Annotated in this window: 24 protein-coding genes; 22 read left to right on the top strand and 2 right to left on the bottom strand. The window is 66.3% G+C overall.

The annotated features are described in order from the left end of the window. Positions 1-102: 102 nt before the first annotated feature. The 4 genes from pheA to aroA all read left to right on the top strand — a co-directional run bounded on the left by pheA (position 103) and on the right by aroA (position 4,770). Positions 103-1,263, top strand: a complete 1,161-nt coding sequence (pheA, locus tag C265_RS08500; RefSeq protein ID WP_010812960.1) for a prephenate dehydratase — start codon at positions 103-105, stop codon at positions 1,261-1,263. Positions 1,264-1,291: 28 nt separating this feature from the next. Further along, complete coding sequence (gene hisC, locus C265_RS08495; protein ID WP_010812959.1) at positions 1,292-2,419, top strand: histidinol-phosphate transaminase; 1,128 nt, start codon at positions 1,292-1,294, stop codon at positions 2,417-2,419. Between the two features lie 108 nt (positions 2,420-2,527). Beyond that, a complete protein-coding gene (locus tag C265_RS08490; protein WP_099045599.1) occupies positions 2,528-3,424 on the top strand; it encodes a prephenate dehydrogenase/arogenate dehydrogenase family protein in 897 nt (298 codons plus the stop codon). A gap of 41 nt (positions 3,425-3,465) precedes the next feature. Further along, positions 3,466-4,770 (top strand): 3-phosphoshikimate 1-carboxyvinyltransferase, encoded by a 1,305-nt coding sequence (gene aroA / locus C265_RS08485; RefSeq protein ID WP_010812957.1) that lies wholly within the window; start codon positions 3,466-3,468, stop codon positions 4,768-4,770. Here the strand turns inward: aroA and C265_RS08480 are convergent. After that, positions 4,767-5,003, bottom strand: coding sequence for a DUF2061 domain-containing protein (locus C265_RS08480; RefSeq protein WP_010812956.1), 237 nt, complete (start codon positions 5,001-5,003; stop codon positions 4,767-4,769). The genes aroA and C265_RS08480 overlap by 4 nt on opposite strands. A 126-nt stretch (positions 5,004-5,129) precedes the next feature. Here C265_RS08480 and cmk point away from each other — a divergent pair, with 126 nt between their 5' ends. The 11 genes from cmk (at position 5,130) to cysM (ending at position 16,558) form a co-directional block, all read left to right on the top strand. Beyond that, a complete protein-coding gene (gene cmk / locus C265_RS08475; RefSeq protein WP_010812955.1) occupies positions 5,130-5,798 on the top strand; it encodes a (d)CMP kinase in 669 nt (222 codons plus the stop codon). Positions 5,799-5,964: 166 nt separating this feature from the next. Beyond that, positions 5,965-7,659 carry a 30S ribosomal protein S1 gene (rpsA, locus tag C265_RS08470; RefSeq protein ID WP_010812954.1) on the top strand — a complete coding sequence of 565 codons (1,695 nt, stop codon included), beginning with the start codon at positions 5,965-5,967 and terminating at the stop codon, positions 7,657-7,659. Between the two features lie 30 nt (positions 7,660-7,689). Further along, positions 7,690-8,112, top strand: coding sequence for an integration host factor subunit beta (locus tag C265_RS08465; RefSeq protein ID WP_010812953.1), 423 nt, complete (start codon positions 7,690-7,692; stop codon positions 8,110-8,112). Positions 8,113-8,386: 274 nt separating this feature from the next. After that, entirely contained in the window at positions 8,387-8,743 is a 357-nt protein-coding gene (locus C265_RS08460) for a lipopolysaccharide assembly LapA domain-containing protein (protein WP_010812952.1), read from the top strand. A gap of 3 nt (positions 8,744-8,746) precedes the next feature. Beyond that, a complete protein-coding gene (gene lapB, locus C265_RS08455) occupies positions 8,747-9,985 on the top strand; it encodes a lipopolysaccharide assembly protein LapB (protein WP_010812951.1) in 1,239 nt (412 codons plus the stop codon). 37 nt (positions 9,986-10,022) lie between these two features. After that, a complete protein-coding gene (locus tag C265_RS08450) occupies positions 10,023-11,405 on the top strand; it encodes a UDP-glucose/GDP-mannose dehydrogenase family protein (protein WP_010812950.1) in 1,383 nt (460 codons plus the stop codon). A gap of 80 nt (positions 11,406-11,485) precedes the next feature. Continuing rightward, a complete protein-coding gene (gene rfaE1, locus C265_RS08445; RefSeq protein WP_010812949.1) occupies positions 11,486-12,433 on the top strand; it encodes a D-glycero-beta-D-manno-heptose-7-phosphate kinase in 948 nt (315 codons plus the stop codon). 28 nt (positions 12,434-12,461) lie between these two features. After that, a complete protein-coding gene (rfaD, locus tag C265_RS08440; RefSeq protein ID WP_010812948.1) occupies positions 12,462-13,457 on the top strand; it encodes an ADP-glyceromanno-heptose 6-epimerase in 996 nt (331 codons plus the stop codon). 155 nt (positions 13,458-13,612) lie between these two features. Next, positions 13,613-13,981, top strand: coding sequence for a helix-hairpin-helix domain-containing protein (locus C265_RS08435; RefSeq protein WP_010812947.1), 369 nt, complete (start codon positions 13,613-13,615; stop codon positions 13,979-13,981). A gap of 237 nt (positions 13,982-14,218) precedes the next feature. Beyond that, positions 14,219-15,520 carry a solute carrier family 23 protein gene (locus C265_RS08430; RefSeq protein WP_010812946.1) on the top strand — a complete coding sequence of 434 codons (1,302 nt, stop codon included), beginning with the start codon at positions 14,219-14,221 and terminating at the stop codon, positions 15,518-15,520. Between the two features lie 135 nt (positions 15,521-15,655). Continuing rightward, entirely contained in the window at positions 15,656-16,558 is a 903-nt protein-coding gene (gene cysM, locus C265_RS08425) for a cysteine synthase CysM (protein WP_010812945.1), read from the top strand. Between the two features lie 69 nt (positions 16,559-16,627). Here cysM and mltB read toward each other — a convergent pair whose 3' ends face one another. After that, a complete protein-coding gene (mltB, locus tag C265_RS08420) occupies positions 16,628-17,734 on the bottom strand; it encodes a lytic murein transglycosylase B (protein ID WP_010812944.1) in 1,107 nt (368 codons plus the stop codon). 149 nt (positions 17,735-17,883) lie between these two features. On the opposite strand from mltB, the gene C265_RS08415 reads away from it, so the two are divergent. The 7 genes from C265_RS08415 (at position 17,884) to C265_RS08385 (ending at position 24,232) form a co-directional block, all read left to right on the top strand. Further along, positions 17,884-18,807, top strand: coding sequence for a histone deacetylase family protein (locus C265_RS08415; protein WP_010812943.1), 924 nt, complete (start codon positions 17,884-17,886; stop codon positions 18,805-18,807). A gap of 12 nt (positions 18,808-18,819) precedes the next feature. Next, positions 18,820-19,623: an enoyl-CoA hydratase gene (locus C265_RS08410; protein ID WP_176844231.1), complete on the top strand. Its 804-nt coding sequence runs from the start codon at positions 18,820-18,822 to the stop codon at positions 19,621-19,623. 165 nt (positions 19,624-19,788) lie between these two features. Further along, positions 19,789-20,823 carry a methionine ABC transporter ATP-binding protein gene (locus C265_RS08405; protein ID WP_010812941.1) on the top strand — a complete coding sequence of 345 codons (1,035 nt, stop codon included), beginning with the start codon at positions 19,789-19,791 and terminating at the stop codon, positions 20,821-20,823. Continuing rightward, a complete protein-coding gene (locus C265_RS08400) occupies positions 20,813-21,466 on the top strand; it encodes a methionine ABC transporter permease (RefSeq protein WP_010812940.1) in 654 nt (217 codons plus the stop codon). Before C265_RS08405 ends, C265_RS08400 begins: the two co-directional genes overlap by 11 nt. A 46-nt stretch (positions 21,467-21,512) precedes the next feature. Continuing rightward, positions 21,513-22,310, top strand: a complete 798-nt coding sequence (locus C265_RS08395) for a MetQ/NlpA family ABC transporter substrate-binding protein (RefSeq protein ID WP_010812939.1) — start codon at positions 21,513-21,515, stop codon at positions 22,308-22,310. Between the two features lie 218 nt (positions 22,311-22,528). Beyond that, complete coding sequence (locus C265_RS08390; protein WP_010812938.1) at positions 22,529-23,278, top strand: electron transfer flavoprotein subunit beta/FixA family protein; 750 nt, start codon at positions 22,529-22,531, stop codon at positions 23,276-23,278. A gap of 18 nt (positions 23,279-23,296) precedes the next feature. After that, positions 23,297-24,232, top strand: coding sequence for an electron transfer flavoprotein subunit alpha/FixB family protein (locus C265_RS08385; protein WP_010812937.1), 936 nt, complete (start codon positions 23,297-23,299; stop codon positions 24,230-24,232). Positions 24,233-24,299 lie beyond the last annotated feature (67 nt).

The following is a 24,299-nucleotide window of genomic DNA, read 5'->3' as shown; positions in this document are numbered from 1 at the left end:
TTCCCGCTGGCTGCCCGCGCACCTCAGGCACAGTGCGCCGGCAGGCAGAGGTCAGTTTTTCTCCGGCCGCCGCGCCCCGGCGGCCCACCGGATTCATACAAAATGACAAGCCAAGACCGCACCCCCGCGCGCGAGGAGACGCCGCCCAACGAGCAGCAGAACGACAGCCACCTGAGCGAAGCCGAGCGCAAGCTGTCGGTCGAGCTGAGCCCGCTGCGCGAGCAGATCGACACCGTTGACCGCGAACTGCTGGCGATGCTGAACCGCCGCGCCAAACTGGCACTCGAGGTCGGTGAGGTCAAGAAGAAGTACGGTGCGCCGGTGTTCCGCCCGGAGCGCGAGCTGCAGGTGATCCGCAAGGTGCAGGGCGCCAACCCCGGCCCGCTGCTGGGCGAAAGCGTTGCGGCGATCTGGCGCGAGGTGATGTCCGCCTGCCGCGGGCTGGAAAAGCCGCTGGAAGTGGCTTTCCTCGGCCCGGCCGGCACGTTCTCCGAGCAGGCGCTGTATGCGCACTTCGGCCATGAGGTGTCGGGCGTGCCTTGCCCGAGCATCGACGAGGTGTTCCGTGCCGTCGAGGCGGGCACGGTCGAGTACGGCGTGGTGCCGGTCGAGAACTCCACCGAGGGCGCGGTGTCGCGCACGCTCGACCTGTTCCTGCAGACCTCGCTGAAGATCAGCGGCGAGATCGCGCTCAAGGTGCACCACAACCTGATGGCATCCACGCCCGACATGCAGGGCGTCACGGTGGTGCGCGCGCATGCGCAGGCACTGGCGCAGTGCCAGCACTGGCTGACCGCCAACTATCCGCACCTGGAGCGCCAGGCGGTGTCGAGCAATGCCGAGGCCGCGCGCATGGCCAGCGAAGACCCGACCGTGGCCGCGATTGCCGGCGAGTCCGCCGCCAACCGCTATCACCTGCATATCGTGCGCACGCATATCCAGGACGATCCGCACAATCGCACGCGCTTTGCCGTGATTGGCCGCTATGAGACCGAGCCGTCGGGCAGCGACCAGACCTCGATGATCCTGTCGGTACCTAACAAGGCCGGCGCGGTGTACCAGCTGCTGGCGCCGCTGGCGGAGAACGGTGTGTCGATGTGCCGCTTCGAGTCGCGCCCGGCGCGCAGCGGCGCGTGGGAGTACTACTTCTACGTCGATGTGGAAGGGCACCAGCATGAGCCGGCAGTGGCGCGCGCCATCGAAGAGCTGCGGCGCAACGCGGCTTACCTGAAGGTGCTGGGCTCGTATCCGTCGAGCAAGTAAGGCAGCCAGGCAAGAACAAGGAGACGAGATGGCAGAGCAGGGTAAGCAAGGCGGCACGGTGTTCGGACCCGGCTATGTGCGGGCGATTTCGCCGTACGTGGCCGGCAAGCCGATTTCGGAAGTCGCGCGCGAGTTCGGCCTGGACGAGGCCGGCATCGTCAAGCTCGCCTCCAATGAGAATCCGCTCGGCATGCCCGAGTCGGCCCGCCGCGCGGTGGCCGATGCGGTGGCTGAACTCGGCCGCTACCCGGATTCCAACGGCTTTGCGTTGAAGGGCGAGCTGTCGGCGCGCTTCGGCGTGCCCGCCGACTGGCTGACGCTGGGCAATGGCAGCAACGACATCCTGGAGCTGGCCGCGCATGCGCTGGTGGAGCCGGGTCAGTCGATCGTCTATGCCGAGTACTCGTTCGCGGTCTACGCGCTGGCCACGCAGGAGATCGGCGCACGCGCCATCGAAGTGCCCGCGCGCGACTACGGCCATGACCTGGAGGCGATGGCCGCGGCGATCGCGCCCGATACGCGCCTGGTCTTTATCGCCAACCCGAACAACCCGACCGGCACGTTCGTGCCGGCCGCGCAGATCGAAGCCTTCCTGCAGCGGGTGCCGGCCAATGTGGTGGTGGTGCTGGACGAGGCGTACAACGAATACCTGGATGCCGACCAGCAATACGATTCGCTCGCCTGGGTGCGCCGCTACCCGAACCTGATGGTGTCGCGCACGTTCTCCAAGGCCTATGGCCTGGCGGGCCTGCGCATCGGCTACGCGGTGGCGCAGCCGGAGCTGTCGGACCTGCTGAACCGCATCCGCCAGCCGTTCAACGTCAACAGCGTGGCGCAGGCCGCGGCCATCGCCGCGCTGGGCGATGCCGGGTTCCTGCGCCGCAGCGCCGAGCTGAACCGTGCCGGCAAGCGCCAGCTGACCGATGCCTTCGACCGGCTCGGGCTGGAATACGTGCCGTCTTCCGGCAACTTCGTGATGGTGCGCGTGGGCGATGACGACGGCGCCGGCGCGCGCGTCAACCTGGCGTTGCTGAAGCAGGGCGTGATCGTGCGGCCGGTGGGCAACTACAACCTGCCGCGCTGGCTGCGCGTGACCATCGGCCTGGCCGAGGAGAACGCGGCCTTCATCGCGGCGCTGGAGCGGGCGCTGGCGTGAGCGCGGCTACAATCGCGGCGTTTCGCTGCAGGCTGCTTGCCTGCCTCGTTGCCAATCATCGATTTACCTCGGCCTGGTCCGAGCCACTGCCCCTAGCGGCCTGAGATTGTGAGTGCATTGCATTTTTCCCGTGTTGTCATTGTCGGTGTCGGCCTGATCGGCGGCTCGCTCGCGCTGGCGCTCAAGCGCGCCGGCGTGGTGGGCACGGTGGTCGGGGTGGGGCGCTCGCCGGCGTCGCTGCAGAAGGCGCTGGACCTTGGCGTGATCGACGAGGCCGCGACGCTGGCGGATGCCGCGCGCGGCGCCAGCGTGATCGTGCTGTGCGCGCCGGTGGCGCAGAACTTTGCGCTGCTGCACGCGCTGGAGCCGCACCTGCAGCCGGGCACCATCGTCACCGATGCCGGCAGCACCAAGTCAGACGTGATCATGGCGGCCAAGACGGCGCTCGGCGACAAGGTCGCGCAGTTCGTGCCGGCACACCCGATCGCCGGGCGCGAGCTCAACGGCGTGGAGGCGGCGCTGCCGGACCTGTACCTCGGCAAGAAGACCGTGCTGTGCCCGCTGCAGGAAAACTCGCGCGCCGATGTCGCCGCGGTGCGCGCCATGTGGGAAAGCGCCGGCGCAGAATGCCATGTGATGTCGGCAGTGCAGCACGACGCGGTGTTTGCCGCGGTCAGCCACCTGCCGCACGTGCTGTCGTACGCGCTGGTGGCGCAGGTCGCCAATGCGGAAGATGCCGCGCTGAAGCTGGGCTTCGCCGGCGGCGGTTTCCGCGATTTCACGCGCATCGCGGCCTCGTCGCCCGAGATGTGGCGCGACATCTGCGTGGCCAACCGCGACGCGCTGCTGCGTGAGCTGAATACCTACCAGTCGGTGCTGGCGCACCTGAAGACGCAGATCGAGAAGGGCGACGGCGACGCGCTCGAACGCATCTTCGCGCGCGCCAGCAAGACCCGGCTGACCTGGGGCGCAGAGCGTGCCGCGGGCAACCATACCGAACCCTGAACCAATCGCCTGACCGCGGCGCCCCGGCGCCTACGAAAACCATGGAACACCTGACGCTAGGCCCCCTGACCCGCGCCAACGGCACCGTCCGGCTGCCGGGCTCGAAGAGCATCTCCAACCGCGTGCTGCTGCTGGCCGCACTGGCCACGGGCGAAACCCGCGTGCGCGACCTGCTCGATTCCGACGACACCCGCGTGATGCTGCAAGCGTTGCGCACACTCGGCGTGGCGTGGCGGCAGGAGGGCGACGACTACATCGTCACCGGCGCCGGGGGCAATTTTCCGAACAAGTCGGCCGAACTGTTCATGGGCAATGCCGGCACCGCGATCCGCCCGCTGACTGCCGCGCTTGCGCTGCAGGGCGGCAACTACAAGCTGTCGGGCGTGCCGCGCATGCATGAGCGGCCAATCGGCGACCTGGTCGACGGCCTGCGCCAGGTGGGCGCCGTGATCGACTACCTTGGCAATGAAGGCTTTCCGCCGTTGCATATCCAGCCGGCCGGCATTCGCATCGATGCGCCGATCCGCGTGCGCGGCGATGTGTCGAGCCAGTTCCTGACCGCGCTGCTGATGAGCCTGCCGATGGCGCAATCCGACAGCGGCCGCATCGAGATCGAGGTGGTGGGCGAGCTGATCTCCAAGCCGTATATCGAGATCACGCTGAACCTGCTGGCGCGCTTCGGCATCGAGATCGAGCGGCAGGGCTGGGAACGCTTCGTGCTGCCGGCCGGCGCAGCTTACCGCTCGCCGGGCGAGATCTTTGTCGAGGGCGATGCGTCGTCCGCTTCCTACTTCCTGGCGGCCGGCGCGATCGGCGGTGGCCCGGTCCGGGTGGAAGGCGTGGGCATGGCCAGCATCCAGGGCGATGTGCGCTTCGCCGAGGCGCTCAACCGCATGGGCGCCAATGTGATGGCAGGTGACAACTGGATCGAAGTGCGCGGCACGGAACGCGACGACGGGCGCCTGCACGGCATCGAACTGGACTGCAACCATATCCCCGATGCGGCGATGACGCTGGCGGTGGCAGCACTGTTTGCCGAAGGCACGACCACGCTGACCAATATCGCCAGCTGGCGCGTCAAGGAAACGGACCGTATCGCGGCGATGGCGACGGAACTGCGCAAGCTCGGCGCAGTCGTGGAAGAGGGGGCAGACTACCTGCGTGTGACGCCGCCGCAGCCGTGGCAGACTCCGGCCGACGGCATTGGCACCTATGATGACCATCGCATGGCGATGTGCTTCTCGCTGGCAGCCTTCGGGCCGCTGCCGGTGCGGATCAATGATCCGGGCTGTGTGGCGAAGACGTTCCCGGATTACTTCAGCGTGTTTGCGGGCGTGACCGGCTAGGCGCCGGCCAGGTTGGCGTGGTTGCGCTGCGCCGGGGCATGATTGCGGGCAGTCCCGGCTTGGCGGCGCTCGCGCTTCTCCCAGTAGCGGTCGAAGAAGTAGTGGGCCACGGTATTGACGGCCGGCTCGATGAAGGTGATGGCACCGCTGATGGCGAGGCTGCCGGTCAGCGCATACGTCACGCTGAACGCGATGCCGAGGTGCATGATGCCGAACGTCAGGGTTTTTGCCATGTTAGATTGCCTCGCGACTGGGACGGGAAGGGCACCGTGCCGCGGCTGCGGTCAAGCGCCATGAATCAAATAATAATGATTCTCAATTGAATTCACAATCAATCGTTTCTTTTGGCTTTATAAACAATGACTATCGTCAACGTCATCGCCATTGACGGGCCGACTGCCTCGGGCAAGGGCACTGTCGCGCACAAGGTTGCGGACGCCGTGGGCTTTCACCTGCTCGACAGCGGCGCCCTGTACCGGCTCGTGGCGCTGGCCAGCGACCGCGCCGGGATTGACCTGGCGGACGTGGACGCGCTTGCAAAGATCGCTTCCCGCCTCGATGTGAAGTTCGGCCCTGACCGCGTCTGGCTGCAAGGCGAGGAAGTCAGCCTGGCAATCCGTGCCGAGGCGATCGGCAACCGGGCCTCGGCCATCGCCGTGCACCAGCCGGTGCGCGATGCGCTGACCCAGCTGCAGCGCAGCTTCCGCAAGCTGCCCGGGCTGGTCGCCGACGGCCGCGACATGGGCACCGTGATCTTCCCGGATGCGCCGCTCAAGGTGTTCCTGACCGCAAGTGTTGAGGCGCGCGCTCGCAGGCGCTATAAACAATTGATTGATAAGGGAATTTCTGCTAATATTGAAGACCTTTTGCGTGACCTTGAAGCGCGCGATGTACGGGATCGCACCCGCACCGCCGCGCCGCTTCGTCCCGCCGAGGATGCAAAGCTGCTGGATACCTCCGATATGACGGTGGACCAGGCAGTGGCGCAGGTGCTGGAGTGGTTTGCCGCTGTGCGGCCCGATGCATGAGATGCATGCGGGCGCATCAGTAGAAGCGGCGTACCCCGACGGCACCAGATGGCGCCAGCCCGGGCAAGACTTGTGGCTGGCTTGTGTCAAACCTGACCCCGCTGCACTGGCAGACTGAGCGCGATAGTCGCGCCGGCCAGCGTATTGCGGATTTCACCTTACGTTTATGTCCGACCTGCAAACTAACGAATCCTTTGCCGCACTGTTCGAGGAATCCGTCGCCCGCTCCAATATGAAGGCTGGCGAAGTGATCTCCGCTGAAGTCGTGCGCATCGACCACAATTTCGTGGTCGTCAATGCCGGCCTCAAGTCCGAGGCATTCGTGCCGGTGGAGGAGTTCCTGAACGACCAGGGCGAACTCGAAGTGCAGGCCGGCGACTACGTCTCCGTGGCCATCGATGCGCTCGAGAACGGCTATGGCGACACCATCCTCTCCCGCGACAAGGCCAAGCGCCTGGCATCGTGGCTGAACCTCGAGAAGGCGCTGGAAGACGGCGAGATCATCTCGGGTACCGTGACCGGCAAGGTCAAGGGCGGCCTGACGGTGATGGTCAACGGCATCCGCGCGTTCCTGCCGGGTTCGCTGGTTGACGTGCGCCCGATCAAGGACACCACCCCGTACGAAGGCAAGACCCTGGAATTCAAGGTCATCAAGCTGGATCGCAAGCGCAACAACGTGGTGCTGTCGCGCCGCGCCGTGGTCGAAGCGACCCTGGGCGAAGAGCGCCAGAAGCTGATGGAAACCCTGAAGGAAGGCGCCATCGTCAACGGTATCGTCAAGAATATCACCGACTACGGCGCGTTCGTGGATCTGGGTGGCATTGACGGCCTGCTGCACATCACCGACCTGGCCTGGCGCCGTGTCCGCCACCCGAGCGAAGTGCTGTCGGTTGGCCAGGAAATCACCGCCAAGATCCTCAAGTTCGACCAGGAAAAGAACCGCGTCTCGCTGGGCGTGAAGCAGCTGGGCGAAGATCCGTGGGTCGGCATCTCGCGTCGCTACCCGCAAGGCACCCGCCTGTTCGGCAAGGTGACCAACCTGACCGACTACGGCGCGTTCGTCGAGATCGAAGCCGGCATCGAAGGCCTGGTGCACGTGTCGGAAATGGACTGGACCAACAAGAACGTTGCCCCGTCCAAGGTTGTCCAGCTGGGCGACGAAGTCGAAGTCATGGTGCTGGATATCGACGAAGACAAGCGTCGTATCAGCCTGGGCATGAAGCAGTGCAAGGCCAATCCGTGGGACGATTTCTCGCGTAACCACAAGAAGGGCGACAAGCTGGCCGGCCAGATCAAGTCGATCACCGACTTCGGCGTGTTCATCGGCCTGCCGGGCGGCATCGACGGCCTGGTGCACCTGTCGGACCTGTCGTGGCAAGAGACTGGCGAAGAAGCCGTTCGCAAGTACAAGAAGGGCGACGAAGTCGAAGCCGTGGTTCTGGGCATCGACGTCGACAAGGAACGCATCTCGCTGGGCATCAAGCAGCTGTCGGGCGATCCGTTCAACAACTTCATCTCGGCCAACGACAAGGGTTCGCTGGTTCAGGGCACCATCAAGGCGGTTGACGCCAAGGGCGCCGTGGTCCAGCTGGCTGACGATGTGGAAGGCTACCTGCGTGCTTCGGAAATCTCCGCTGACCGCGTGGAAGACGCCCGCAACGTGCTGAAGGAAGGCGAGCAGATCACCGCCCTGGTGGTGAACGTCGACCGCAAGTCGCGCAACATCAACCTGTCGATCAAGGCCAAGGACAGCGCAGAGCAGCAAGAAGCGATGCAGAAGTTCCAGGCTGACACTGGCACGGCTGGCACGACCAACCTCGGCGCCCTGCTGAAGGCCAAGCTCGGCCAGGACAACCAGTAATCGCAGGCCCCCGCGCTTGCGCGTATGCCCATGACCAAGTCGGAGCTCGTCGAAAAACTGGCTGCCCGCTTCCCCCAGCTGCTGCTGCGGGACGCGGACATCTCGGTCAAAACGATACTCGACGCGATGTCCGAGGCGTTGGCCGATGGCCACCGCATCGAGATTCGCGGATTCGGCAGTTTTGGTCTGAACAAGCGTCCGCCTCGCGTGGGGCGCAATCCCAAGTCCGGCGAGCGTGTGCTGGTGCCCGAAAAACGGGTGCCGCACTTCAAGGCGGGCAAGGAATTGCGCGAACGGGTTGACCGCAGCCAGCCGGCGCCTCCGGGCGCCAATGGCAACGGTCATGCCGCCGGCACGGCCCAGGCCGTGCCGGGCAAGGTAGGCCAGGGCAGCGCTCCCGCCGCAGCGGCGGGATTGCACGAGGGTGGGCTGAATTTTGTCCGCTCTTCCTGATTGCCGGGTTTTGCCTGCTGCTTGTGTGGTTGAAAAAAGCGCCCCCTTAGGGGCGCTTTTTTTATTGCTGCCGGCCTTGCGTGCGCACCGAGACGGGTGGCGCATCGTGCGCAAGCGGCTTGCCGGCGTCTGGCGCCGGGCCGCAGCCCGGGCCGCATTACGGCCCGGTTACCGAATAGGTGAAGCGTATCCGTTACAATGCCGGGGTCTTTGCCGGACCTCGCGCGAGTGCGCCGGTGCCGCTTCCACGTCACGCTGAAACGCTGCCAACCGCATGAAACTGTTCGCCTGGATCGTCCGCATCGTCGTATTCGTGCTGCTGTTCGTGCTGGCGCTGCGCAATACCGCCGAAGCCTCGCTGCAGCTGTTCTTCAACGCCGTCTGGCATGCCCCGCTGATCCTGATCCTGTTCGCGGCCTTCGTGCTCGGCGCGGTCGCGGCACTGGCATCGATCGCGCCCAACCTGATGCGCCAGCGCATGGAGCTTGCCCGGCTGCGCCGCGCCCTGGCCGATGCCGGCGCGCAGGCGAGCGCGTCAGCGGCATCGCCGCCGTCGCCAACGTCGGCAGCCGCCGCCGCGCCGCGCGACGGCAAACCTGTTCCCTATAACGTAGTCGGCCCGAAGGTCTGATCCATGATGTTTGAAACCTGGTGGCTGCTGGCGCTGCCACTTGTCTTTGGCCTTGGCTGGATGGCGGCGCGCTTCGATGTGCGCCAGCTGATCAGCGAGCAGGGCGCCTTGCCGCGCTCGTATTTCAAGGGCCTCAACTTCCTGCTCAACGAGCAACCCGACAAGGCCATCGACGCCTTTATCGAGGTCGCGCGGCTGGACCCGGAAACCACCGAGCTGCACTTCGCGCTGGGCGCGCTGTTCCGCCGCCGCGGCGAAACCGAGCGTGCCATCCGCGTGCACCAGAACCTGGCGACCCGCCCCGACCTGCCCGAGCCCGAGCGTGAGCATGCCTTGTTTGAACTGGGCGAGGACTTCCTGCGCGCCGGCCTGCTGGACCGCGCCGAGGAATCGCTGCGCCGGCTGATGTCGGGCCCCTACGCGGCGTCGGCCAAGCGCGTGCTGCTTGAGCTCTATGAAGTGGAAAAGGAGTGGCAGAAGGCGATCGAGGCTGCGCGCGAGCTGCAGACGCTGGAGCAGACCAGCTACAGCCTGCAGATTGCCCAGTTCTGCTGCGAGCTGGCGCAGGACGCGCTGCAGCGCAAGCGCCCCGAAGATGCGGTGAAGTGGCTGAACCAGGCCGTTGCCGAGAATCCTGCCAACGTGCGTGCCCCGATCCTGTTGGGCGACGTGGCCGCGGCGGCGGGCGATGCCCGCGCGGCGCTTGGCCACTGGCTTGGCATCGAACGGCAGGATGCATCCTTTCTGCCGCTGGTGGCGGACCGCGTGGTCAAGGCCTACGCCAGCCTGCAGGAGGAGGGCGCCGCACTGGAATGGCTGCGCGGCCTGCTCAAGGGCAAGCTGGCGCCGGAGGTGCTCGATACCGCCTACAAGGCAGAGCTGGAAGTAAACGGCCCGGAAGCCGCCGCGCGCCTGATGCGCGAACAGCTGCGCCGCCAGCCCACGCTGCTGGCGCTGACCAAGTATTTCGAGGCGCAGGCGGCGGTGGTCACGGCCGGCGCCCCGTCCGCGCAGCCGGCGGGTGCCGATGCCCCGGCAGAGGGTGCCGAGGGCGCCGACGGCAACGGCGAGCAAGCGCAGGAAACCACCGCCATCCGTGACCTGCTGCAGCTGCGCACGCGCAACCTCGCGCGCTACACCTGCCGCGAGTGCGGCTTCCGCGCCCGGCTTTTCTATTGGCAATGCCCGGGATGCAACCGCTGGGAAACCTACGCCCCGCGGCGTTCCGAGACGCTCGGCTGATCCCGGGCGGCCTGTGCAACAGAATTGAATTGACGCTATGAAAGTCACGATCATCGGCAGCGGCTATGTCGGCCTTGTCACCGGCGCCTGCCTGGCGGAACTTGGCAACGACGTGTTCTGCCTGGACCTGGACGAGCAGAAGATCGCGCTGCTTAACGCAGGCGGGGTGCCGATCTACGAGCCGGGCCTGCAGGAGCTGATCCAGCGCAACCGGGCCGCCGGGCGGCTGACCTTTTCCACCGACGTGGCGGCCAGCGTCGAGCACGCCGACGTGCAGTTCATCGCCGTGGGCACGCCCCCGGACGAAGACGGCTCTGCCGACCTGAAGTACGTGTTGGCGGCGGCGCGCAATATCGGCCGCCATATGACCGGCTTCAAGGTCGTGGTCGACAAGTCCACCGTGCCGGTTGGCACCGGCGACCGCGTGGCCGCCACGATCCGCGCGGAGCTGGCCGCGCGCAGCCTGGAAGACCTGCAGTTCTCGGTGGTGTCGAACCCCGAGTTCCTGAAGGAGGGCGCCGCGGTCGAGGACTTCATGCGCCCGGACCGCATCGTGCTGGGCTGCAACGCCGACGTCGCCGGCCGCCACGCGCAGGCCACCATGCGCCAGCTTTACGCGCCGTTCAACCGGCACCACGAGCGCACCTTCTACATGGACGTGCGCTCGGCCGAGTTCACCAAATACGCCGCCAATTCGATGCTGGCCACGCGCATCTCGTTCATGAACGAGCTGGCCAACCTGGCCGACGAGGTCGGCGCCGATATCGAACTGGTGCGCATGGGCATCGGATCGGACCCGCGCATCGGCTACAGCTTCCTGTATGCCGGCGCCGGCTATGGCGGTTCATGCTTCCCCAAGGACGTGCAGGCGCTGATGCGCACCGCCGCCGACCATGGCAAGCCGATGCGCGTGCTGGAAGCGGTGGAATCGGTCAACGGCGCACAGAAGCGCGTGCTGGGCGACAAGGTCGTGCGCCGCTTCGGCGATGACCTGACTGGCCGCACCTTTGCGGTGTGGGGCCTGGCCTTCAAGCCCAACACCGACGACATGCGCGAGGCACCGTCGCGGGTGCTGGCACGCGAACTGGTGTCGCGCGGCGCGTCGCTGCGCATGCACGACCCGGTGTCGATGGCCGAAGCCCGGCGCGTGCTGGATGCCGACCTGGCCGACCTGCCGGGCGGCGCCGCGCGCGTGAGTTTCCACGAGAACCAGATGGATGCGCTGGACGGCGCCGACGCGCTGGTGATCGTGACTGAATGGAAGGTGTTCCGCAGCCCAGACTTCGGTCAGATCAAGCGGCGCCTGAAGGCCCCGGTGGTCTTCGACGGGCGCAACCTGTATGAGCCTGAGGCCATGGTCGAGACCGGCGTGGAGTACCACGCCATCGGCCGCCCGACCCGGCAGGCCGTGAACGAATGAGGCGCCGGCGGGTCAACGGACTCATCAACCGATAAGCTAACGCGGCGGCCGCGGCCGGCGCGATATTGCCAAGGATCTTCATGAACAAGACCGTCATTCCGCAGGAGCAGATCCGGCAGTCCCATATCCTGGTGGTCGGCGACATGATGCTGGACCGCTACTGGTTCGGCGATGTGGAGCGCATCTCGCCGGAAGCACCGGTGCCGGTGGTCCAGGTCAAGCGCAGCGACGAGCGCCTGGGCGGCGCCGCCAACGTGGCCCGCAATGCCGCGGCACTGGGCGCACGCGTGGGCATGCTGGGCGTGGTCGGCGACGACGAGCCGGCCCGCACGCTTGAAGCGCTGCTGGGCGAGAGCCATGTGCAGCCCTACCTGCACCGCGATCCCAAGCTCAACACCACCATCAAGCTGCGCGTGGTGGCGCACCAGCAGCAGTTGCTGCGCGTGGATTTCGAGAGCGCGCCGGCGCATGAAGTGCTGGCCGCGGTACAGGACCGCTTCCTGGCCCTGATCAACGACTACCAGGTGCTGGTGCTGTCCGATTACGGCAAAGGCGGTCTGACCCACGTCACGCGCATGATCGACGCCAGCCGCGCGGCCGGGCGCAAGGTGCTGATCGATCCCAAGGGCGACGACTACTCGCGCTACCGCGGCGCCACCCTGATCACCCCCAACCGGGCCGAGATGCGTGCCGTGGTCGGCGCCTGGAAGACCGAGGCCGACCTGACCATCCGCGCGCAGAACCTGCGCCGCGGGCTGCAGCTGGAGGCGCTGTTGCTGACGCGCTCGGAAGAGGGCATGACGCTCTACACCGAGGCCGAGGTGCTGCACGTCTCCGCCCAGGCGCGCGAGGTCTATGATGTATCGGGTGCGGGCGATACCGTGATCGCCACGCTCGCCACCATGCTGGGTGCCGGCGTGCCGCTCAAGGAAGCCGTGCAGCATGCCAATCGTGCCGGCGCCATCGTGGTGGGCAAGCTTGGTACCGCCGTCGTCTCTTATTCTGAATTGTTCGGCGCCGCCCCGTGAGGCGTGGCGCCCCCATCCTGATCCGACCATGACCATCATCGTCACCGGCGCCGCTGGCTTTATCGGCAGCAACCTCGTCAAAGGCCTGAATGACCGCGGCGAGACCAACGTCATCGCTGTCGACAACCTGACCCGTGCCGACAAGTTCCACAACCTGGTCGACTGCGAGATCTCCGACTACCTGGACAAGCAGGACTTCCTCGCGCGCTTTGCCCGCGGCGAGTTCGGCAAGGTGCGGGCGGTATTCCATGAGGGCGCGTGCTCCGACACCATGGAGACCGACGGCCGTTACATGATGGAGAACAACTACCGTTACACGCTGTCGCTGATGGAGAGCTGCCTGGAACAGGGCACGCAGTTCCTGTATGCGTCGTCGGCGGCTACCTACGGTGCTTCGCAGGTGTTCCGCGAAGACCGCGAGTTTGAGCGCCCGCTGAACGTGTACGGCTACTCCAAGTTCCTGTTCGACCAGATCGTGCGGCGCCGGCTGCCGTCGGCGCTGTCGCAGATCGTGGGCTTCCGCTACTTCAACGTGTACGGCCCGCGTGAAACGCACAAGGGCCGCATGGCCTCGGTCGCCTTCCACAACTTCAACCAGTTCCGCGCCGACGGCACGGTGAAGCTGTTCGGCGAGTACGGTGGCTATGCCCCCGGCATGCAGAGCCGCGACTTTATCTCGGTCGAGGACGTGGTCAAGGTCAACCTGCACTTCTTCGACCATCCGGACAAGTCCGGCATCTTCAATCTCGGCACCGGCCGCGCGCAGCCGTTCAACGACATCGCCGCCACCGTGGTCAACACCCTGCGCGAGGCCGAAGGCAAGCCGCGCCTGTCGCTCGATGAACTGGTGCAGGAAGGCCTGCTCGAGTACGTCAAGTTCCCCGATGCGCTGCGCGGCAAGTACCAGTGCTTTACGCAGTCGGATGTGTCGAAGCTGCGCAGCGCCGGCTACAGCGAGCCGTTCCTGAGCGTCGAGGAAGGCGTGGCGCGCTACTGCCGCTGGCTGATCGAACGCGCCGGCTGACAATCGGCGCGCAGCCGGCCGACACGCTTTCGTGCGGCCGGTGTCAACTTTTGTTGCCGCATGGGCCGCCGCTGCGGCCCGCCCCTATCCTGACCTGACCTCGCCGCCCCGGCGGGGGTGGTACCTCAGACCATCCACAGGAAAGGAGAGCCTTCATGTTCAAGCATTGGGTCCGGCAACTTGCCCGGCGTTTTTCCCTGGTATTCCTTGCTGCAACCATCTGCCTGTTCGCAGGCGGTGCCGCGCATGCCGCCATCGATGTCAACACGGCGGACGAGGCGGCGCTGACCTCGGTCAAGGGCGTGGGAGCCGCCACCGCCCGCAACATCATCGACGAACGCAACAAGCGTGGGCCCTACAAGGACGCCGCGGACCTGGCCGAGCGCGTCAGCGGCATCGGGCCGAAGTCCGTGGCGAAGCTGCAGGACGCTGGCCTCGCCATTGGCCCGAAGGGAGCCGCAGCAGCGGCCCCGGCCAAGGCCGCCAAGGCAGCGCCCGCGGCGGCCACCAAGCCGGCGCGCTAGCAGGCGCAGGGGCTGGCGCCCGGCTGCCGCGTGGCCGGGCGCTCTCCTTGCTGGTATGGGTTGTGCTAGACCCTTGCCGCTTCGCACGCCCCGTGGCGGCGGAGTATCATGCGGACGCCGCGCCGGCAGGATCTGCCGCGCGTGACTGCCGACAGGCACGCATCTACCAAACAACCAGGCACAAACGCGGCGGCCGCCGACCAGGCGGCCAGCCCGGACCACAGGGAGCAGAACAATATGGCGAATGGCGAGGACGCGGGATTCCTGCCGCAATGGCGGCTCAAGACCGAAGGTGTGATCGGGCCGGATGAGCGGCTGCCCGCCGGGCAGACGCTGCTGGCCGGCATCCAGCACGTGGTGGCGATGTTCGGCTCGACCGCCATTGCACCGATCCTGATGGGTTTCAACCCGAATATCGCCATCCTGTTTTCCGGCATCGGCACGCTGATCTTCTTCCTGTGCGTGCGCGGGCGGGTGCCGAGCTATCTTGGCTCCAGCTTTGCCTTCATCGCCGTGGTGATCGCCGCCACCGGCTACGCGGGCAGCGGCCCCAACCTCAATATCCCGGTGGCACTGGGCGGCATCATCGCCGCCGGCGCGCTGTACACGGTGATCGGCCTGATCGTGCAGGCGGTGGGCTACGCCTGGGTCGAAAAGCTGATGCCGCCGGTGGTGACCGGCGCCATCGTCGCGGCGATCGGGCTGAACCTGGCCCCGGTAGCGGTCAAGGCGGTCAGCGGGGCGGCCCTCGATACCTGGGTGGGCCTGCTGACGGTGGTGGCCGTGGGGCTGGTGGCGGTGCGTGCGCCCGGCATGATCGGGCGCCTGCCGGTGCTGATCGGCGGCCTGGCCGGCTACCTCGCCTACTACCTGGGCACCAATATGATGGGGCTGGGCAAGCCGATCGACTTCTCCAGCGTGGCAGCGGCCAGCTGGTTCGGGCTGCCGGCGTTCACGGCGCCGACCTTCGAGCTCAGCGCCATGCTGCTGATCGCCCCGGTGGCGATTGTGCTGGTGGCGGAGAACCTGGGCCATATCAAGGCCATCGGCGTGATGACCGGGCGCAACCTGGACCCGTATATCGGCCGTGCCTTCATCGGCGACGGCATCGCGACCATGCTGTCGGCCAGCGGCGGCGGCACCGGCGTGACCACTTATGCCGAGAACATGGGCGTGATGGCGGTCACCAAGATCTACTCGACGCTGATCTTCGTGGTCGCGGCCGCGGTGGCCATCCTGCTGGGCTTCTCGCCCAAGTTCGGTGCGCTGATCCTGACCATCCCGGGTCCGGTGATCGGCGGGCTGACCATCGTCGTGTTCGGCCTGATCGCGGCGACGGCGGGCCGGATCTGGGTGCAGAACAAGGTGGACTTCTCCAGCTCGCGCAACCTGATCACGGTTGGCGCCACGCTGACGGTGGCCGCCGGCGACCTGACGCTGAAACTGGGCGGCATGACGCTGGGCGGCATCGGGACTGCCACCTTCGGCTGCATCCTGCTGTACCACCTGTTGGGCGAAGGCAACCACGAAGAGGGCTGAGCCAGGGCAGGATGGGCGCAGGCGGGCGGGTGGCTGCGTAAATCCCGCCTGCCGGCGAGGGATAGGTGTCTGGATTACAATGGCCGGCGAATTGGAATCCCCCGTTTGCGACCCCCTTTCGCGACCCCTCGCTCCATGGCCTACAAGACAATTGAAGACACCATCGGCAATACGCCGCTGGTCAGACTGCAGCGCATCCCCGGTGCCGCCAACGACGCGCGCGGCAATGTGATCCTCGGCAAGCTCGAAGGCAACAACCCGGCCGGTTCGGTCAAGGACCGCCCCGCGGTGTCGATGATCGCCCGGGCCGAGGCGCGCGGGCGCATCAAGCCGGGCGACACCCTGATCGAGGCGACTTCCGGCAATACCGGCATCGCGCTGGCCATGGCGGCCGCCATCCGCGGCTACAAGATGGTGCTGATCATGCCCGAGGACCTGAGCCTCGAACGCCGCCAGAGCATGGCGGCCTACGGTGCCGAGATCATCCTGACCCCGGTCAAGGGCGGCATGGAGTACGCCCGCGACCTGGCGGATTCGATGGAGCGCGATGGCAAGGGCGTGATCCTCGACCAGTTCGCCAACCCGGACAACCCGCAGGCGCACTACGAGGGCACCGGGCCGGAGATCTGGCGCGATACCGACGGCCGCATCACCCACTTCGTTTCGGCGATGGGCACCACCGGCACCATTACCGGCGTGTCGCGCTACCTGAAGGAACAGAACCCGGAGATCCAGGTCATCGGCGCGCAGCCGGCCGAAGGCTCGCGCATCCCGGGCATCCGCAAGTGGCCCGAGGCGTATCTGCCCAAGATCTACGATGCCAGCTACATCGACCGCACCGAGCCGGTGAGCCAGGGCGATGCCGAGCACATGGCGCGGCGCATGGCGTCCGAAGAGGGCATCTTCTGCGGCATTTCGGCCGCGGGCGCGCTCTGCGTGGCGCTGCGCATTGCCGAGGAAGTGGAGAACGCCACCATCGTGTTCGTGGTGTGCGACCGCGGCGACCGCTACCTGTCGACCGGCGTGTTCCCGGCGTGACCTGAACCGGTGCCAACAAGAAAGGCCTCGCAAATGCGAGGCCTTTCTTGCTTTGGCGGGCAGCTGGCGTCAGCCCATCGCCGCCTTGACCGCCTCGCCCAGCTGGTACACCGCCAGCGCATAGAAGAAGCTGCGGTTGTAGCGCGTCAGCACGTAGAAGTTGCGCAGGCCGAGCAGGTACTCGGTCGGCTGGTCGGGGGTGGGCAAGTCCACCACCAGCACGCCAGTCTCGCCTTCGCGCGCGGGGTCGATCGGCTCGTCCACGCGCAGGCCGGCGCGGGTCAGCTGGTTGAGCGTGCGCGTGGGCCACGGCTCACCGTCGGCCGCGGCGGTGGCGATACCCAGGCTGCCGGCGTCGCCGGCAATGCGCCACACCACCGGGCGGCCCGGCTCCCAGCCGTGCAGCTGCAGGAAGCGCGCGACACTGCCGATGGCGTCGGTAGGGCTGTTGCGCAGGTCGATGCGGCCGTTGTTGTCGTAGTCGATGGCGTATTCGCGCAGGCTGGTCGGCATGAACTGCGGGATGCCGATCGCGCCCGCGAAGGAGCCCAGCACCGAGTACACGTCGGTGCGGGTGTCGCGACACCACAGCAGGTAGTCGGCCAGCTGGTTGCGGAACAGCGTGGTGCGGGCTTCGCGGTTGGGCGTGTCCGGGTAGTCGAAGGCGAGCGTGGACAGCGAATCGAGCACGCGGAAGGTGCCCATGTCGCGGCCATAGATGGTTTCCACGCCGATGATGCCGACGATGACCGATGCCGGCACGCCGAACTCGGCTTCGGCGCGGCGCAGCGTGTCGCGGTTGTCCTGCCAGAAGCGCACGCCCGCGTTGATGCGGATCGGCTCGATAAAGCGCGAGCGGTAGGTGCGCCAGCTTTTGCGGCCGGTGGTGGCGGGCGGCATGATCAGACGCACCACGGTGGCGGAATAGACCGCCTGGCCAAACCACTCCTGCAGCATGCCACGGTCAAGGCGGTGGCGGGCCACCATCTCGTCGATAAATGCGCGGGTCTGCGGATTGTCGCGGTAGCGGCCGGGTTCGATCTCTTCCTCGCGCATGCTGACGCGGCGCTTGCCCGCGGCGAGCAGGCTGGGGGAGAGGCCGCAGAGTCCGAGTGCGGCAGCGGAAAGCGCGGCGCCCAGCAGGGGGCGTCGCAGTGAGCGCTGGGTGTCGGTCATGATGTCCTTTGCAAGTCGCACCGAGTATAGCGGATGCCACTGCGGCAACTGCCGGCAAGTCGTCACGAGATGGCGCGCCGGCGCCGCTGGGTGGCTTGGGCTGGCGTGTGCTAACGTAGCGATTGGAGACAACATCGCGACGATAAGAGATGCCGACAGGCTATTACACGCACCCCGAGTTCCAGCGGCACGAGATGGGGCATTTCCATCCGGAGTGCCCGGAACGCCTTCAGGCGATCGAGGATCACCTGATTTCGCACGGCCTGGACGGGCTGCTGGAGCGCCGCGAAGCCCCGCCCGCCACGCGCGAGCAGCTTGAGCGCGTGCACCGGCCCGACTATGTCGATTCACTCGAGCGCGCCAGCCCGGCCAGCGGCTATCACGCGATCGATCCGGATACCTCGATGAACTCGCACACGCTTGCCGCCGCCACGCTGGCCGCGGGCGCGGCGGTGGCGGCCACCGATGCGGTGATCGCCGGCGAGTTCGAAAACGCGTTCTGCTGCGTGCGCCCGCCCGGCCACCACGCCGAGCCCGACCGCGCGATGGGCTTCTGCTTCTACAACAACGTCGCCATCGCCGCGCGCCACGCGCTGCGGGCGCACGGGCTGGAGCGCGTGGCCATCATCGATTTCGACGTGCACCACGGCAATGGCACCGAAGCGGCATTCCGCGGCGACGAGCAGGTGATGATGTGCAGCATTTTCCAGCACCCGTTCTATCCGTACAGCGGCACCGAGCATCTCGCGCCCAATATGGTCAACATACCGCTGCCGGCCTATACCAACGGCATGGCCGTGCGCGAAGTGGTCGAGACCATCTGGCTGCCGCGGCTCAATGAGTTCCGCCCGCAGATGCTGTTTATCTCCGCCGGCTTTGACGCGCACCGCGAGGACGACCTGGGCCAGATGGGCCTGGTGGAGCAGGACTACGCCTGGATCACCGGCCAGCTGGTGGACGTTGCGCGCGCCCATGCGCAGGGCCGCATCGTCAGCTGCCTGGAGGGGGGCTACAACCTGAGCGCGCTGGGCCGCAGCGTGCTGGCGCACCTGAAGGTGCTGCTGGAACGATAGGAGAGCATGGCCATGGCCGAGACCGATGCGCGCGTGGACGCGCCGCTGCTGACCGAATCGCGCGACACCGCGGGCGTGGTGCGGCTGACCATGAATCGGCCGCAGGCGTTCAATGCACTGTCAGAAGCGCTGCTCGACGCGCTGACCGAAGCCCTCGGCCGGCTGGCGTCGGACCATACCGTGCGCGTGGTGGTGCTGGCCGGCGCCGGCAAGGCCTTCTGCGCCGGGCACGACCTGCGCGAGATGCGGGCCTCGCCGTCGCACGACTACTACCGGCGCCTGTTCGACCGCTGCACGCGCATGATGATGGCGATCCAGAAGATGCCGCAGCCGGTGCTTGCGCGCGTGCAGGGCATTGCCACGGCGGCGGGCTGCCAGCTGGTGGCCATGTGCGACCTTGCGGTGGCCGCCGACGATGCGCGCTTTGCGGTGTCCGGCGTCAACCTGGGCCTGTTCTGCTCGACGCCCGGGGTGGCGTTGACGCGCAACCTGCACCGCAAGCAGGCGATGGAGATGCTGCTGACCGGCGACATGATCGACGCCGAAACCGCCCGTGAGCGCGGGCTGGTGAACCGGGTGGTGCCCGCTGGCCAGCTCGACGAAGAGGTGGCGCGCCTGGCCGCCAGCATCTGCGCCAAGCCGGCCGCCGCGGTGGCCGCCGGCAAGTGTCTGTTCTACCGCCAGCTGGAAATGGGCATCGAGGCCGCCTACCAGCTGGCCGGCCAGACCATGGCCTGCAACATGATGGACGAGTCGGCGCTGGAGGGGGTGCAGGCCTTCATTGACAAGCGTTCGCCGTCCTGGCGTGGTTCATGATCGACTTTTTTGCCCCTTATATGCCGGGAACGTATAAAGACATCGGTAAAAAGTCGTTTATGGTATGAAGCGAATCGCATAAAATACGCGCTTCAGAAAAATAACGAGCGGCAACAGCGCTGGAGATCCCTCGCCTGTTGCCGTTTTTCTTTTGGTCACCTTTCCATGATCGAACTGCAAGGACTGTCGCAGCGCTTCCCGGGCGCGTCTGGCGACGTGCATGCATTACGGGACGTCAGCCTGTCGATAGCGGCGGGCGAGGTCTTCGGCATTATCGGCCGCAGCGGCGCCGGCAAGAGCACGCTGGTACGCGCCATCAACCTGTTGAACCGGCCCTCGAGCGGCCGCGTGATCGTCGCGGGCCAGGAGCTGACCGCGCTGGACACGGGCGCGCTGCGCCTGGCACGCCGCGAGATCGGCATGATCTTCCAGCACTTCAACCTGCTGTCGTCGCGCACGGTGTATGAGAACGTGGCGCTGCCGCTGGAACTGGCCGGCAAGCCCAAGGCTGAGATTGCCGCGACGGTGCTGCCGCTGCTGGACCTGGTGGGCCTGTCGGCGCTGAAGGGCCGCTATCCGGCGCAGATCAGCGGCGGGCAGAAGCAGCGCGTGGGCATTGCGCGCGCCCTGGCCAGCAAGCCCAAGGTGCTGCTCTCGGACGAGGCCACTTCCGCGCTGGACCCGGAAACCACCCGCTCCATCCTGGAACTGCTCAAGCAGATCAACCGCGACCTGGGCCTGACCATCGTGATGATCACGCACCAGATGGAAGTCATCAAGCAGGTCTGCGACCGCGTGGCCGTGCTTGAAGCCGGCCAGGTGGTGGAGACCGGGCGCGTGATCGACGTATTCCTGCGCCCGCAGCACGACGTCACCCGCGCCATGATCGGCGACGTCATCTCGCAGGAACTGCCGGCCAGCGTGCTCAAGCGCGTGGAGAGCCGGCTCGGCAACGGGCGCGACCATGTCTACCGCCTGGCCTTCACCGGCGAGGGCGTGGACCAGCCGGTGCTGGCCCAGGCGATCCGCCGCTACGGGCTGGACTTCAATATCCTGCACGGCCATATCGACGAGATCCAGGGGCAGGCTTTCGGCTCGCTGGCGATCATGGCCACGGGCGAACTGGCCGACGTGAAGGCTGCGATGGAATACCTGCAGGCGCAAGGCGTCGTGGTGGAGGAGTTCGAGCATGTGGTCTGAAATGTTTGACCTGTTCCTGACCTCGTTCAACGAGACCCTGCTGATGGTGGCGATCTCGGGCGTGGTCGGCTCGCTGCTGGGCGTGCCGCTGGGCGTGCTGCTGCACCTGACCAACCGCGGCGGCGTGCTGTCGCATCCGCTGTTCAACCGCAGCATCGGCGTGGTGGTCAATGCGGTGCGCTCGATCCCGTTCATCATCCTGCTGGTGGTGGTGATCCCGTTCACGCGCTTTATCGTCGGGTCGTCGATCGGCACCACCGCGGCGATCGTGCCGCTGACCATCGCGGCGATCCCGTTTATCGCGCGCCTGGTGGAAAGCGCGCTGCGCGAGGTCGACAAGGGCCTGGTCGAGGCCGCTCAGTCGATGGGCGCCACCACCCGCCAGATCGTGTGGAAGGTGCTGCTGCCCGAGGCCATGCCCGGCATCGTCGCCGGCCTGACCATCACCTTTGTCAGCCTGGTCGGCTATTCGGCCATGGCCGGCGCGATCGGCGGCGGCGGTCTGGGCGACCTGGGCATCCGCTACGGCTACCAGCGCTATATCACCGAGGTCATGGTGGCGGTGGTGGTGATCCTGATCGTGTTCGTGCAGGCCGTGCAGAGCTTCGGCGACTGGCTTGTCCGCCGTATCAGCCACCGCTAATCCGTCAACGCCAAGTCAATTATTTTCTGAAACAGGAACGCATATCATGCAACGTCGCAACCTGCTGCAATGGATTCTCGGCGCCGCGATCGGCGCAACGCTGGCAACGGGCGCCGTCGCCCAGGAAAAGCCGATCAAGATCGGCGTGACCGGCGGCCCGCACGCCCAGATCATGGAACAGGTGAAGAAGGTCGCCGCCAAGGACGGCCTGAACATCCAGGTGGTCGAGTTCAGCGACTACATCCAGCCCAACGCCGCGCTGGCCGCCGGCGACCTGGACGCCAACAGCTACCAGCACCTGCCGTACCTGGAAGCCCAGATCAAGGACCGCGGCTACAAGTTCACGCATATCGCCTATACGGTGACGTTCCCGATGGGCGTGTACTCGAAGAAGATCAAGTCGCTCGACCAGCTCAAGCAGGGTGCGCGCGTGGGCGTGCCCAACGATCCCACCAACGGCGGGCGCGGCCTGTTGCTGCTGCAGAGCAAGGGCGTGATCAAGCTCAAGCCTAACGCCGGCCTGAAGGCCACGCCGCTGGACATCGTCGAGAACCCGAAGAAGATCCGCATCGTCGAGCTGGACGCCGCGCAGCTGCCGCGCTCGCTGGATGACCTGGATGCCGCCGCCATCAACGGCAACTACGCGGAATCGGCCGGCCTGTCGCCCGTCAAGGATGCCATCGCCATCGAAGGCCCGAAGGGTCCGTACGCCAACCTGATCGCGATCCGCGAGGCTGACAAGAGCAAGCCCTGGGTGGCCAAGCTGGTGAAGGCTTATCACTCGCCGGAAATCAAGCAATACGTCACATCGACCTTCAAGGACTCGGTCATTACCGCCTGGTAATCCGACGTCACTTTGAGGGTTTCATCCAATCAGACGATGCCCGCAAGCCCCGGTTTGCGGCACAATCGTCGGACGGCTGGGATCTGCCGGGCTATGCCCGGCATCATTTTGCCGATAAAATAGTACGATCGTTCGAAAAACAGGAGAGCCGCCAACCCGGTGGTTATAATGACGAGCGAACAAAATTTCTGACTATCAGCTATCAGTGGAGTGAGCGCATGAAAGTACTCGTCGCAGTCAAGCGGGTGGTGGATTACAACGTCAAGGTCCGCGTCAAGGCGGACGGCAGCGGCGTCGATCTGGCCAACGTGAAGATGAGCATGAACCCCTTCGACGAAATCGCCGTGGAAGAGGCCGTGCGCCTGAAGGAAGCCGGTGTTGTCACCGAAGTGATCGCCGTCTCGTGCGGTGTCACGCAGTGCCAGGAAACCCTGCGCACCGCGATGGCCATCGGTGCCGACCGCGGCATCCTGGTGGAATCGAACGAAGACCTGCAACCGCTGGCCGTGGCCAAGCTGCTGAAGGCGCTGATCGACAAGGAACAGCCGCAACTGGTGATCCTGGGCAAGCAGGCCATCGACGACGACTCCAACCAGACCGGCCAGATGGTGGCCGCGCTGGCTGGCCTGCCGCAAGCCACGTTCGCCTCCAAGGTGGTGGTTGCCGACGGCAAGGCCTCGGTGACGCGTGAAGTCGATGGCGGCCTGGAAACGCTGTCGCTCAAGCTGCCGGCCGTGGTGACGACCGACCTGCGCCTGAACGAGCCGCGCTACGTGACGCTGCCGAACATCATGAAGGCCAAGAAGAAGCAGCTCGATATCGTCAAGCCGGAAGACCTCGGCGTCGACGTCAAGCCGCGCCTGTCGACCCTGAAGGTGGTCGAGCCTGCCAAGCGCAGCGCGGGTGTGATGGTGCCGGACGTTGCGACGCTGGTGCAGAAGCTGAAGAACGAAGCCAAGGTTATCTGAGCGCGGGGGAGAAATAACATGACTGCACTCGTCATTGCTGAACACGACAATCAATCCATCAAGGCCGCCACGCTGAACACCGTGACTGCCGCTGCCCAGTGCGGCGGCGACGTGCACGTGCTGGTGGCTGGTGCCAACGCCAAGGCCGCGGCCGATGCGGCCGCCAAGATCGCCGGCGTGACCAAGGTCCTGCTGGCCGACGCCCCGTACTTCGGTGACGGCCTGGCCGAGAACGTGGCCGAGCAGGCGCTGGCCATCGCCAACGACTACTCGCATATCCTGGCTCCGGCCACCCCGTACGGCAAGAACATCCTGCCGCGCGTGGCTGCCAAGCTGGACGTGGCCCAGATCTCGGAAATCTCCAAGGTCGACGCCCCGGACACGTTCGAGCGCCCGATCTACGCCGGCAACGCCATCGCCACGGTCAAGTCGGAAGACAAGATCAAGGTCATCACCGTGCGCGGCACCGCCTTTGACGCCGCCGCCGCCGAAGGTGGCTCGGCTGCCGTCGAGACCCTGCCGGCCGTGGCCGACGCAGGCGTTTCGCAGTTTGTTTCGCGCGAAGTGGCCAAGAGCGACCGTCCGGAACTGACCGCCGCCAAGATCATCGTCTCGGGTGGCCGTGGCGTGGGTTCGGGCGAGAACTACACCAAGGTGCTGACGCCGCTGGCCGACAAGCTGGGCGCCGCGCTGGGTGCCTCGCGCGCCGCCGTGGACGCCGGCTTCGTGCCGAACGACTACCAGGTCGGCCAGACCGGCAAGATCGTCGCGCCGCAGCTGTATATCGCCGTCGGTATCTCCGGCGCGATCCAGCACCTGGCCGGCATGAAGGACTCCAAGGTGATCGTTGCGATCAACAAGGATGCCGAAGCCCCGATCTTCTCCGTGGCCGACTACGGCCTGGTAGGCGACCTGAACACCGTGGTGCCGGAGCTGGTGGCAGCACTGGGCTGATGCCTTGCCGGCCGCCAGGCGGCCGGCACTGGTAGCAAGTACGAGCCGTTCCGGGGGTGACCCGCGA

Origin of the sequence: Cupriavidus sp. GA3-3 (assembly GCF_000389805.1) — a bacterium.
GTDB classification, from domain to species: Bacteria; Pseudomonadota; Gammaproteobacteria; order Burkholderiales; family Burkholderiaceae; genus Cupriavidus; species Cupriavidus necator_D.
This window is presented reverse-complemented; position numbering and strand designations above follow the sequence as displayed.

Bases quoted from the DNA above. Each gene is read 5' to 3' on its own strand.
- C265_RS08465 (WP_010812953.1), top strand. From the start codon at position 7,690: ATGACCAAGTCGGAGCTCGTCGAAAAACTGGCTGCCCGCTTCCCCCAG.
- rpsA (WP_010812954.1), top strand. From the start codon at position 5,965: ATGTCCGACCTGCAAACTAACGAATCCTTTGCCGCACTGTTCGAGGAA.
- C265_RS08450 (WP_010812950.1), top strand. From the start codon at position 10,023: ATGAAAGTCACGATCATCGGCAGCGGCTATGTCGGCCTTGTCACCGGC.
- C265_RS08430 (WP_010812946.1), top strand. From the start codon at position 14,219: ATGGCGAATGGCGAGGACGCGGGATTCCTGCCGCAATGGCGGCTCAAG.
- rfaD (WP_010812948.1), top strand. From the start codon at position 12,462: ATGACCATCATCGTCACCGGCGCCGCTGGCTTTATCGGCAGCAACCTC.
- pheA (WP_010812960.1), top strand. From the start codon at position 103: ATGACAAGCCAAGACCGCACCCCCGCGCGCGAGGAGACGCCGCCCAAC.
- C265_RS08385 (WP_010812937.1), top strand. From the start codon at position 23,297: ATGACTGCACTCGTCATTGCTGAACACGACAATCAATCCATCAAGGCC.
- C265_RS08415 (WP_010812943.1), top strand. From the start codon at position 17,884: ATGCCGACAGGCTATTACACGCACCCCGAGTTCCAGCGGCACGAGATG.
- C265_RS08400 (WP_010812940.1), top strand. From the start codon at position 20,813: ATGTGGTCTGAAATGTTTGACCTGTTCCTGACCTCGTTCAACGAGACC.
- aroA (WP_010812957.1), top strand. From the start codon at position 3,466: ATGGAACACCTGACGCTAGGCCCCCTGACCCGCGCCAACGGCACCGTC.
- cmk (WP_010812955.1), top strand. From the start codon at position 5,130: ATGACTATCGTCAACGTCATCGCCATTGACGGGCCGACTGCCTCGGGC.
- C265_RS08435 (WP_010812947.1), top strand. From the start codon at position 13,613: ATGTTCAAGCATTGGGTCCGGCAACTTGCCCGGCGTTTTTCCCTGGTA.
- lapB (WP_010812951.1), top strand. From the start codon at position 8,747: ATGATGTTTGAAACCTGGTGGCTGCTGGCGCTGCCACTTGTCTTTGGC.
- rfaE1 (WP_010812949.1), top strand. From the start codon at position 11,486: ATGAACAAGACCGTCATTCCGCAGGAGCAGATCCGGCAGTCCCATATC.
- C265_RS08410 (WP_176844231.1), top strand. From the start codon at position 18,820: ATGGCCGAGACCGATGCGCGCGTGGACGCGCCGCTGCTGACCGAATCG.
- C265_RS08390 (WP_010812938.1), top strand. From the start codon at position 22,529: ATGAAAGTACTCGTCGCAGTCAAGCGGGTGGTGGATTACAACGTCAAG.
- C265_RS08460 (WP_010812952.1), top strand. From the start codon at position 8,387: ATGAAACTGTTCGCCTGGATCGTCCGCATCGTCGTATTCGTGCTGCTG.
- C265_RS08405 (WP_010812941.1), top strand. From the start codon at position 19,789: ATGATCGAACTGCAAGGACTGTCGCAGCGCTTCCCGGGCGCGTCTGGC.
- hisC (WP_010812959.1), top strand. From the start codon at position 1,292: ATGGCAGAGCAGGGTAAGCAAGGCGGCACGGTGTTCGGACCCGGCTAT.
- C265_RS08395 (WP_010812939.1), top strand. From the start codon at position 21,513: ATGCAACGTCGCAACCTGCTGCAATGGATTCTCGGCGCCGCGATCGGC.
- C265_RS08480 (WP_010812956.1), bottom strand. From the start codon at position 5,003: ATGGCAAAAACCCTGACGTTCGGCATCATGCACCTCGGCATCGCGTTC.
- cysM (WP_010812945.1), top strand. From the start codon at position 15,656: ATGGCCTACAAGACAATTGAAGACACCATCGGCAATACGCCGCTGGTC.
- mltB (WP_010812944.1), bottom strand. From the start codon at position 17,734: ATGACCGACACCCAGCGCTCACTGCGACGCCCCCTGCTGGGCGCCGCG.